Annotated in this window: 8 protein-coding genes; 3 read left to right on the top strand and 5 right to left on the bottom strand. The window is 44.0% G+C overall.

Going from position 1 to position 11,199, the window contains the following annotated elements:
- The first annotated feature begins 547 nt into the window (after positions 1-547).
- Entirely contained in the window at positions 548-2,257 is a 1,710-nt protein-coding gene (locus QUB20_RS26765; RefSeq protein WP_333250948.1) for an ABC transporter ATP-binding protein/permease, read from the top strand.
- A gap of 105 nt (positions 2,258-2,362) precedes the next feature.
- Here QUB20_RS26765 and QUB20_RS26760 read toward each other — a convergent pair whose 3' ends face one another.
- On the bottom strand, positions 2,363-2,548 hold the full coding sequence (locus tag QUB20_RS26760; RefSeq protein WP_333250946.1) for a hypothetical protein: 186 nt from the start codon (positions 2,546-2,548) through the stop codon (positions 2,363-2,365).
- Between the two features lie 322 nt (positions 2,549-2,870).
- On the opposite strand from QUB20_RS26760, the gene QUB20_RS26755 reads away from it, so the two are divergent.
- Together QUB20_RS26755 and QUB20_RS26750 are read left to right on the top strand one after the other, a co-directional pair.
- Positions 2,871-3,263, top strand: a complete 393-nt coding sequence (locus QUB20_RS26755; protein ID WP_333291779.1) for an FxLYD domain-containing protein — start codon at positions 2,871-2,873, stop codon at positions 3,261-3,263.
- 340 nt (positions 3,264-3,603) lie between these two features.
- The gene (locus QUB20_RS26750) at positions 3,604-5,394 is read left to right on the top strand and encodes an ABC transporter ATP-binding protein (RefSeq protein ID WP_333250941.1); all 1,791 of its coding nucleotides are present in this window, start codon (positions 3,604-3,606) and stop codon (positions 5,392-5,394) included.
- Between the two features lie 211 nt (positions 5,395-5,605).
- Here QUB20_RS26750 and QUB20_RS26745 read toward each other — a convergent pair whose 3' ends face one another.
- From QUB20_RS26745 to QUB20_RS26730, 4 genes are all read right to left on the bottom strand, one after another.
- Positions 5,606-6,049: a PIN domain-containing protein gene (locus QUB20_RS26745; protein ID WP_333236606.1), complete on the bottom strand. Its 444-nt coding sequence runs from the start codon at positions 6,047-6,049 to the stop codon at positions 5,606-5,608.
- On the bottom strand, positions 6,037-6,276 hold the full coding sequence (locus QUB20_RS26740; RefSeq protein WP_333236608.1) for a hypothetical protein: 240 nt from the start codon (positions 6,274-6,276) through the stop codon (positions 6,037-6,039). Before QUB20_RS26740 ends, QUB20_RS26745 begins: the two co-directional genes overlap by 13 nt.
- Positions 6,277-6,295: 19 nt before the next feature.
- The gene (locus QUB20_RS26735) at positions 6,296-10,792 is read right to left on the bottom strand and encodes a WD40 domain-containing protein (RefSeq protein WP_333250938.1); all 4,497 of its coding nucleotides are present in this window, start codon (positions 10,790-10,792) and stop codon (positions 6,296-6,298) included.
- 102 nt (positions 10,793-10,894) lie between these two features.
- Complete coding sequence (locus tag QUB20_RS26730; RefSeq protein WP_333236612.1) at positions 10,895-11,146, bottom strand: hypothetical protein; 252 nt, start codon at positions 11,144-11,146, stop codon at positions 10,895-10,897.
- Between the last annotated feature and the right edge of the window lie 53 nt (positions 11,147-11,199).

The raw sequence follows: 11,199 nt of genomic DNA, 5'->3' as shown, positions 1-11,199 counted from the left end.
TCTGTAGGATAGTGGCGCGCGAGCGGACTCGAGCCGCCCGCGCTCGACTATTATAATTTACTTGGGGACAATTAATCCACCCTGCCTGCGGGGGTAGTTCTGGGGGCTGTATTCTTTGTCCCGTCTCGGTTTTAGCGACTTGACTGCCGACAAACCGTAGTCATGTATTTAAGATTTTCTCAATATTTAGGGCGAGAGTATTGTTCTCTGATGAATTTAAGCAAAAACCCAGCCACATAAGGGTTGTAAGAGATTGTAGTCATCTAAAAGACTTGGAGGCTCCGGGCAAGTCTCACCTCGCAATGGTTTCAGACGGAACTTACCCCGTGTGCGGGGTAAGTTCCGTTTCATCAGTAAAATTACTGATGTTCAAGATGTGTCATCTACCTTAAGATAGAAATCCTGAAGTGATCCGAGCATCATTAGGGAAGTACCACGGGAGCATCACCCATACCAGGTGTCGTTGATGGACAAGAACGATGAGAATTGCCCCATCCGCTACAGATAGTTTCCACCAAAGCACAATTTTTTTTACCCATAAGAAAAGATGAATCAATTGAAGCAGTCGGTAAAGCAGTTTTGGTCGATCGCAAACCCCTACTTTTTTTCCAGAGAAAAATGGGGAGCTAGGGGGTTGTTCGCCCTCGTAATGTTATTAATGCTAGGTTTCAATGCTGTAAACATAGTCCTGAGCTATATTATGCGGGACTTGATGAATGCAGTCACGGGAAAGAATGTTTCAGACTTCTATAAGATGTGGTTGATGCTATTGGGTGTGTTTGCCATATTCACGCCCATTATGGTTTCCTTCTTCTATTCGCAAAATGTACTGCAACTCTACTGGCGAAAGTGGCTAACGAATCACTTACTGAAGAAATATTTTAGCAATCAAGGTTTCTACAAAATTAAGTTCAATGATAAGGTTGATAATCCCGATCAGCGTTTAGCTGAAGACGTTAATTTGTTTGTTAAGCAAAATATTGATATTTGGGGATTATTATTCAACCAAGTTGTCACAATAATTTCTTTTCTCGGCGTTCTCTTTACAATTGACAGGACACTGACTTTAGTTGTATTTTTACTGGCTGCTTTTAGAACTGTTTTCACTATCTTTATAGGTAAGAGGTTAAGTAGATTAAAGTTCAATCAGTTACAACGAGAAGCAAATTTTCGCTATAGTTTGGTTCATCTTCGAGACAATAGTGAATCCATTGCATTTTACCGAGGTGAAAAGCGTGAACTTAGTGCAGTATCACAGCGATTTAATGAAGTTTTAAATAATTTTAATAACCTTATTGTCTTGCAGCGTAACCTTGGTTTCTTTACCCAAGGAACCGGGATGATATTTACAAATTTACCTATAGTTTTTTTAGCTCCTCGATACTTTGCGGGTCAGATAGATTTTGGGCAGGTAACGCAAGCTTCTGGAGCGTTTGTGTCTATTTTAAGTGCCCTGGGCTTTATTGCCGAGAATTTTGATATGCTAACTAACTTTACCACTCAGATTAATCGTTTAGGAACATTTGATCGGGTTCTGTCCGAGCAAATGGCAGCACCTCGATCCGGCATGGCAACGATTGATGTTGTGGAACAGCACTATCTAGCCCTCCAACAGGTTACCTTAGAGACGCCTAACTATGAGCGAATCTTAGTTAGAGATTTATCTTTCAAGGTGGGGCAGGGTGAAAGCGTCTTGATTGTTGGACCTTCTGGCGCTGGCAAGAGTTCGTTAATGCGAGCGATCGCAGGATTGTGGAATGCGGGTACGGGTTGCATTGTCCGTCCTAAACCGGAGGAAACGCTGTTTTTGCCCCAACGGCCTTATATGCTGCTAGGGGACTTACGCAGCCAATTGCTATATCCCAACACCAGCGGTCAAGTTACTGATGAACAACTGCACGAAGTGCTCGAACAAGTCAATCTTTCCCATTTGCCAGAACGGGTAGGTGGATTTGATGTGGAATTGGAATGGGCTGATGTTTTGTCACTAGGAGAACAACAACGGTTAGCATTTGCACGCCTACTGCTGACTAAACCTCGCTACGCTATTTTGGATGAATCAACGAGTGCATTGGATGTGGCTAACGAGAGACGCCTCTATCAGTTACTCCAAGAAACAGGAACTGCCTTTATCAGTGTCGGTCACCGTCCGACTTTGGTACAGTATCACGAGCAGGTCTTAAGGCTAGTTGGTAATACCAATTGGCATCTGATATCGGCTAAAGATTACAGCCCCGATCTCGCCGAGTTTGTTTGAAAAATGCAATTGCCGAACTGCAAGTAATGGTCTTTACCGTATCCGCCTCAAAATTCCAGGCGTAGGATCAGGTAGAACAGAGTAACTTTTGACCGTACCCGTCCATCACTTCCCTTTTAGGAGTTTTTCAATAGCGTCGCGTGTTGCCCTAGCATTGACATCACTTGACAGCAGTTGATGAAGACTCCAACGCACAGTATACTGATAGCGATCGCCCTGTTTGAAAAGATGTAGTGGAGAAAGCAGTTCTAGTTCTGCGTAATTTTCTTTAGCATCGCCATTGTTATACACTTCAATACTCCAGGCAGTTTTTGGAACGATACTACAAGCTTACGCGGGGCAAGGATCATAAAAAAGTCGAATTAAATGTAAGTCAGGGGTGGAGCTGACTTACATTTAATTATCCACAGTGGCTCAAAGTCCTACAGAATAAGCCATTGGGCTATATAAAAACTGTCCGGAGTATTGCTAAATTTTAGCTGCATTATATTGTACAATTTATTTCAGAAAAAGCCGAAAAAACATGAGGAGTTTACCTTTAACAGTAGCTTTATCGAGTTTTCTAATCTCGCCGATATCTGCTCTTCATTTGCTGGGAGACGCTACAAATACAATGGCTCAAAAATCACCAGTTGACGAGCCGTTTTGCTACATGAAAACCCCCGACGGCAAAACAGTAGACTTGGGCAAATTGTGCGAGAAACAGCCAGCTTCGGGAACTGTCCAAACTTGCATTCCCGGTTCCAATATCGCTGCAAAAATTTCAATTGCGGCGGCTAATTATGACGGTAACTTTTTCAGCGGTCAAGTGCTTAATCGAGGCTGCAAAACAATCAAGAATGTCAAAGTTAATTATGAAGTTTTGGACGAGTCAGGCAATTTAATTGACAACGGATTTATCTTCGCTCAACCAGTTACTCTTGCACCCGGACAGTCAGCCGCCTTTCGGGGCGAAGTTGTGGCGGGGGCTCAGGTACTAGCGACTCATGCAGACGGGCAAGAATGATTGTTGATAAATGGCGACCCACTTCCAGAAACCCGATCGAGGTTATAGTAAGGTGCGTCGCTTTGAGATTGTCGCTGTTTTTGAAGATTGTAGATAGCGACGCACCCTACAGCAACTATTCCATGAGTTTTGAGAATTAGTATTATTTACCGATCGCTGTTATCATATTCTGGCTCAGATATCTCTATGACTTACGCAGAGATCCCCCTAAATCCCCCTTCAAAAGGGGAACTTGCAATAATAATCTTGTCCCCCCCTTATTAAGGGGGGTTAGGGGGGATCGAAGTTTGAATATTCTTGCAGAGATCCCCAAAAACAGAATTTGCGAGGGCAAAATATCTTGAAAACTCGATCGACATACTGGCAAATATTACCCTACCTCCGTCCCCAAAAACAAACCATCGGTAAAGCATTAGCTTGTACCGTAGTATTTACCATATTTTGGCCAATTATAGCGTGGCTAGTTGGCGAAACAGCCAAATTTATAGGTAAAGGAGATTTACAAGGGTTCGCTCAAATTGCGGCACTCAGCGCCATTATATTTCTAATTCGCGGTACAGCCCAGTACGGTCAAGATACGCTGATGGCAAAAGCAGCTTTGACTATTGCTTTTGAAATCCGCAAAAAAGTTTATGCACACCTTCAAAATCTCAATCTCGGCTACTTTGAAACTGCCAAAACCGGAGACTTATCCTACCGCCTCACAGAAGATATTGACCGCATTGGCGAAGTCGTAAATAAATTTTTTCATCAGTTTATCCCTTGTTTTTTGCAGCTAATTGCAGTTCTGGGATATATGATTTATCTCAACTGGCAATTAACCTTGGGTGCATTAATTATTGCACCGCTGATGGCTATTTTAATTGGCTGGTTTGGTGAAAGACTGCTAAGTTACTCGCGCCAAAGTCAAAATCGCATCTCTGATTTATCCGCTTTGCTGACAGAAGTATTCAGTGGCATTCGCTTAATCAAAGCATTTGTGGCTGAAGACTACGAAATTGCCCGCTTTGCAGAAGAAGCAGAACAAAACCGCCGCGCTAAGTATCTGTCAGAACGAATAAAAGCACTTCAGTTCGTTGTAGTTGGCTTTCTGGAAGCGATGAGCGTGATTTTGCTCTTTTTCCTGGGAGGTTGGCAAATTTCTCAAGGAAATCTCACAGGTACTCAATTTATAAGTTATATCGCAGGGGTGGCACTGTTAATTGACCCGATCGCCATTACCACTGCTAATTACGGAGATTTTAAGCAGGGAGAAGCTTCTAGCGATCGCATTTTTGAATTATTAGCAATTCAACCAACAGTAGTCGAAAAACAGGGCGCGATCGAACTTCCCCATGTTACTGGCAAAGTCGAATACCGCAATATTAATTTTGCCTACCCCCCCCAACCCTCCCTTGATAAGGGGGGAAAACAGCCTCAACCCCCCCTTGATAAGGGGGGGCAAGGGGGGGTTCCCATTCTGCAAAACATGAGTTTGTTGGTGCTGCCCGGAGAAATGATTGCCCTCGTGGGCGCATCCGGTGCGGGTAAAACTACTTTAGTAAATTTGCTACCGAGATTTTACGATCCGCAAGCGGGACAGATTTTAATTGACGGTATTGATATTCAAGATGTCACCTTAAATACTCTGCGGAGGCAAATCGGAATTGTACCGCAAGAAACCATTTTATTTTCGGGTACGATTGCTCAAAATATCGCTTTCGGTCAATCTTATTATGAACTGAAAGATGTTCAAAAAGCTGCGGAGATTGCTAACGCTCATCAATTCATTAGTCAGTTTCCTGACGGCTATCAAACTTGGGTAGGAGAAAGGGGTGTAAATTTATCTGGGGGACAAAAACAAAGAATTGCGATCGCCCGTGCAGTTTTGCTCGATCCCAGAATATTGATTTTGGATGAAGCGACATCGGCGCTGGATTCGGAATCCGAAGGTTTAGTGCAGGAAGCGCTGGAAAGATTGATGCGCGATCGCACGGTGTTTATTATCGCTCACCGCTTGGCTACTGTGCGGAGAGCCGATCGCATTTTAGTTTTGGAAAAAGGCAGAATTGTCGAATCTGGGACGCACGAGGAATTGCTCGAAAAGGGCGATCGATATGCTGGCTACTACGCTCAACAGTTTAGTCAGTAGGCTGCGTTAGAAACCGGGTTTTTGGCCATTTCTGCTGGCCTCAACGAAGTATTCTCGTAAAAAACCCGGTTTCTGACCACCCGTGGGTAAGCCCTATCAGAAATCGTATTTGGTCATCTGCCTTCCCCGAACTCAACCTGACCGTTGAACAGGTTTTCAGATATATCCAAAGGGAAGAATAGCATTCTTTTGGGAATGCGAGCGCCTATGATTATGATGCCAAAACATCAGTCAGGATGACAACAGATAGATGGGGAACATTACGAAATCCATTGTCATTGGTGAGAAACAGCGTACAACCTTCACTGATGGCTGTCGCAGCATGAATAGCATCAGGGGTTTTGAGATGGGTATTAGCCCTTAAATTAGCTGCTGTTCTCAGTACAGATTGAGTGATGGGAACTAGCTGTATATCTGAGGATAATAAAAGTTGTTCGTAGTCACTTACTAAGATAGTGTTAGCATTTTTAAGAGGGAAAACTAAGGTTTCCAGTAACGTCAATTCACTGGTCATAAGTTCAATTTCACCTGTTTGAAACTTCAGCCACAAGGGTTGAAGAAGCGAATAGTAATTCTGGTTAGCTTCAACGGTGTAAATAATGATTTGTGTATCCAAGTAAATTGTAGCAAAGGATGGTAGGTTTAGTTGTCCCATGAGTTTCTTTCTTCTTCTAGTTCCCGGTCAATTTCTTCCACAGTTCTGGAAACATGACGGCTGCGGATTTCTGTAAGCAATTCCAACACTTTACGCCGCCCGCCTTCAGGCTTTTCTGGTATAATTACAAAAACTTCAACCTCTTCGCCCACAGATCCAGGCGGCACTTGAATTTCCAGTTTATTTCCTGCAAGAACTTTGGTGGTAATCCGTATTGCTGACTGCATACTTCCTCCTTTGCGATGATTAATTTTCAACAGCCCCTAAAGCTTTGAGCGTGGCTTTCTCAACTTCAGTTAAACCCGTAACGCCCGCGATATTCATCTCCTCATAAAGTCCATCTGTGAGAGTCTTGATGCACTCTCCTGTATTGACATCCCAGAGTTTAATCGTGTTGTCACCACTGCCACTGGCAAGCCATTCACCGCTGGGACTGAATGCGACTGAAAGAACGGCGTTTTCATGTCCGCTTAAAGTCCGCAAACACTCTCCAGTATTGCTATCCCAAAGCTTGATAGTGTTGTCATCACTGCCACTTGCAAACTGTTGATTTGCGGGACTGAATGCGACTGAATAAACCGAATTGTTATGTCCGATGAAAGTCCGCAAACATTCTCCGGTATGGCTATTCCAAAGCTTGATAGTGTAGTCATCACTGCCGCTTGCAATCAATTCACCATCAAAACTAAAAGTGACTGAATTCACCCAATTATTGTGTCCGGTGAAAGTCCGCAAACACTCTCCGCTATGACTATTCCAAAGCTTGATAGTATTGTCACTACTGCCACTGACTAGCCATTCACCATCGGGACTGAAAGCCACTGAACGCACTCTATCTTCATGGCCCATGAGAGTCCGCAAACACTCTCCGGTATGGTTATTCCAAAACTTGATAGTATTGTCATAACTACCACTGACTAGCCATTTACTGTTAGGGCTAAATGCGACTGAATAAATCCAACTTTCATGTCCTGTAAAAGTCTTCATACACTTTCCTGTATGGCTATTCCAAAGTTTAACTTTGTTGTCCAAACTGCCACTGACAAGCCATTCACCATCGGGACTAAATGCGACTGAACGCACTTTATTTTCATGTCCTTTGAAAGTCTTTATACACTTTCTAGTAGTGCTATCCCAGAGTTTAATACTATTATCACTACTACCACTGGCAAACCATTGACCGTCGGGACTAAATACGACTGAAATAACCGCGTTTTCATATCCGGTCAAAGTCCGAAAACATTCTCCGGTATGGCTATTCCAAAGCTTAATTCTATTATCATGGCTGGCACTAATCAGCCATTGACCGTCGGGACTAAAGGCGACTGAAAGAAGCGAATATTCATGTCCGGTGAAAGTCCGCAAACACTCTCCAGTATGCCTATCCCAAAGCTTGATAGTATTATCAAAACTGCCACTGGCAAGCCATTCACCATCGGGACTAAAGGCAACTGAACACACGCAATTTTCATGTCCGGTGAAAGTTCGCAAACACTCTCCGGTATGGCTATTCCAAAGCTTGATAGTCTTGTCATAACTGCCACTAGCAAGCCATTGACCATCGGGACTAAAAGCCACTGAAAGAATCGAATTTTCATGTCCGGTAAAAGTCGGCAAGCATTCTCCAGTATGCTTATCCCAAAGCTTGATAGTATTATCAAAACTGCCACTGGCAAGCCATTCACCGTCGGGACTAAAGGTAACTAAACTTATAGAATTTTTATGTCCTTTTAAAGTCCGCAAACACTCTCCTGTATGGCTATTCCAAAGCTTGATAGTCTTGTCATAACTGCCACTAGCAAGCCATTGACCATCGGGACTAAAGGCAACTGAACGCACTGAATTTTCATGTCCGGTGAAAGTCCGCAAACATTCTCCTGTATGACTATCCCAAAGCTGGATATTATTGTCAACACTGTCACTGGCAAGCCTTTCACCATCCGAACTGAAAGCAACTGAATGCACTGAATTTTTACCTACCTGACAAGTTAAAATTTCTTTGGCACTTACTGCATCCCACAAACGAACAACACCATCTCTACCACCTGTAGAAAACAGTTTGCCATCGGGACTAAATGAGACAGAATTAACTGTACTAAACGCTTTAGCAAAAACAGATTCTGCTAAATTTGTCTCAGTCAAATTGACGCGCCGCAGGCTAGCCTTTGTAAAATCACCACCTTTAATGATGGTATGAGAAAGGTCTTTTCCTTCTAAAGCAGCATTGTCCTTTTTTACTAACACCGTCGCCGCATTCCCTCCCACATAACCTACCTCGCTTTCAGTTTTTCCCCGTGTTGCTTCTATAATTTTGAGTAGCGGCAATCCCCCCGTGGTTGCCCCTAAACCTTGGCCGGGCGGGCACGGGGGCACCGCCCCTACTAGCATAGGCAACAACAAATCCATGACTGCTTTCGTCAGTGGCGCTTGTCCAAAACTGTGGCTAAGTTCACTTAAACTTTCTGCAACAAATCCTTTCAAAGGCGCGATAAGTTCGTTCTTATTTCTCTTCTGGGCCTGAAGCCGACAATAATTAGACCAAGTGTACGATCGAGGTTCTGCATCAGGATTGACACAAGACTGTTCCGGCGCAACTAATTCGGTAAAATCTGCGGCCAAAACTCCCAATTCCGCTGCAAATTTATAAGCGACAAAAAACTCTAACAACGAACGATGCGCCGGAGTATAATCCCCATCTGCATTGCGGATTAGCATCGTTTGACCCATCATGTCGTAGTGCCAGTGGTCTAAGTCTTTTTCCTCTTGGACGACGGAACCAAACAGGCTGCGAATGCGATCGGGAAAACCGCGATAATTCAGGCTCATTTGGTCGGTAGACAGCATTTCCCAAGACAGTTCGCACAAAAAGTAAAGCTTATCTGCTACAGAAGTAAAAGTACGTTCTGCTTTGATATCTCTCTCTATCTTCCGCCGCACCGCATACAGATAAATCCGCGACATATCGACGGGTTTTCCAGCTTCAATATCGGGCAATGCTTCCAAAATTAACTCGGTCATTACAGGGCGACGCGCTAAATCCAATAACTGCGGGTTTCCCATGACTTTTTCGACTGTCGCCGCTTCTGTTTGAAATGACAGCGCTAGCCCAATTTGTTCGTCGTTAAATTTCTCTAATTCTAAGACTTCAAATTGGGGAGTTTCGCCTGTTAAAATGGTTGTTGATGCTTGCAGTTCTGCATTGAACAATGCCCGTCCTTCCTTGCCTTCAGGAAAGTGTTCGGTACGGCAAGTGAGGATGACTTTTGCGCCGGGAACGACGGCTTTTGCTAGTTCCCAGAAGTTGTTGATGGTTTCTTGCCGATCGCACTTAGCGGCCATTTCATCAAAACCATCGAAAATCAACAGAAATTTGCCCATGCGATTCAGTTGTTCAAAGGCAGAATAACCCGCCAAAGGTATCTCGTGTTTCCGAAAGAAAAACTCGGAAAATAGCGACTCGACACTAACTGCTTTGGCGTAATCTCGCAAAGGAATTACTAACGGCAAACGCGGACGTTCTAAGCCGCGTTTTTGAGCATCTCGGTAGCGTTGCAGTGCTATCCAAGCATAGTGCATCGCAAACCAAGTTTTCCCAGTCCCAAATTCTCCTAAAACTGAAATATGTTCTTTTACTGGGTCATTTAACCACAGGTCAATATAACCTTCGATCCAGCCATCTCGCCCGTCATAATGACTCACGCCTATCTTGCGGTGAGTATCGGGGTCGATTTCTTCTTTGGTACAGGCTAGCGGCACATATTTAGTATCAATTTCTCGGCTGGTTATTTCTGTTTCTAGCCAATCCAGATAAGCGGTAAAATCGGCATCTTGGTCGAGTAATTCATCGAAGGTATAGCAAGCTAAATTACGATTTTCATCTTTCTCTACCTCATCCCGCGCGGCGCGACTGATGCGGCGGGCGGTGATTAACCACCCTTCATCGGTGCGCTGTTTTTCCACCGACTCGCGCAAGGCTGAGATGTCTCTGAGTCCGGCTTCTCCGGCAATTCCGCGCACTAAAATGCGATCGTACCGATTGCGTCTGACAGGAACATTGATAATCCATTCAAAATAGTTATCCTCCGAGATTTGATAGGTTTCAAACTTATAACTTAATGTTTCAAACCACCCGCGAACTTGTTGTGATAAAATAAAAGCTTGAGACTTTTGAATATTAGTTGATGCTGCGGGAAGTGCGGGATAATCTTCAGATTCCAGTCGTGCAAATTCGGTGCGAATTCCTTCGATAGTGGGGAGGCGTTCGATGCGATCCATTACCATAGATAGCCGTTTTTGCAAAGAGGCGATCGCATTTCCCACCATCACATCTCCCAGCGTCCGCGTCCGCTTGGCTACTTCCATAAACACGGCGGCAAATGCCATGAATTCCCGTCGGGGGTCAATGCCTAAATCTCGAATTTCTTTGCCTAAAGCACTCTCATTCAGATATTCATCGCCTGCTTGAATTAAAATGGCTGGGCTATCGGACTCGAAGGCTTTGCGAAATGCTGATTCAATCTCTTTTTGGCGAAACAGTTCTAAAATCTGCTTGGGTTTGCCAGCGCCGTACTCTACTAAAGTATAAACATAAACTCCGCTAAAATCGGCTGGCGGAGCATCCGGGTCAAGGTTAAATCTTTTTAATAATTTGATAACGGTTTCGTTGCGCTGAAACTTGTCTTTGATAGTGCCGAAGGGAATTGTCGTCAGGATGCTGATAACTAAGTCGAGACTAATTAGCATGATTTAGGCTTTCCTGTTTTTACGTGGGAGTCATTCTCGAATCTAGAATCGGTAGGCTGTGTCCCTGAAATGCGCTGCGGGCGATCGCAAACTGCTCTATTTTTATGTTAACCCATCAGCCAACTGTCGCGCCCTGACAGTCCGAGATTCGCACAATCCGAGATTTGCCATCTTCCGACAGTAATCTAATAGTCCGAGATTTGCGATATTCCGATAGTAATCTAACCATCCGAGATTTGCCATATTCCGATAGTAATGTAACAGTCCGAGATTTGCCATATTCCGACAGTAATCTAACAGTCCGAGATTTGCCATAATCCGACAGTCCGACAGGGGTTGAAACCCCTGTCTCATAGCAAAAGTCCTCCTAAGAAACTCAATCTAACTGTGGAGTTTTAGCAACTAGC

This window comes from Microcoleus sp. B4-C2 (genome assembly GCF_036705265.1).
In the GTDB taxonomy this organism is placed as follows: domain Bacteria; phylum Cyanobacteriota; class Cyanobacteriia; order Cyanobacteriales; family Microcoleaceae; genus Microcoleus.
This window is presented reverse-complemented; position numbering and strand designations above follow the sequence as displayed.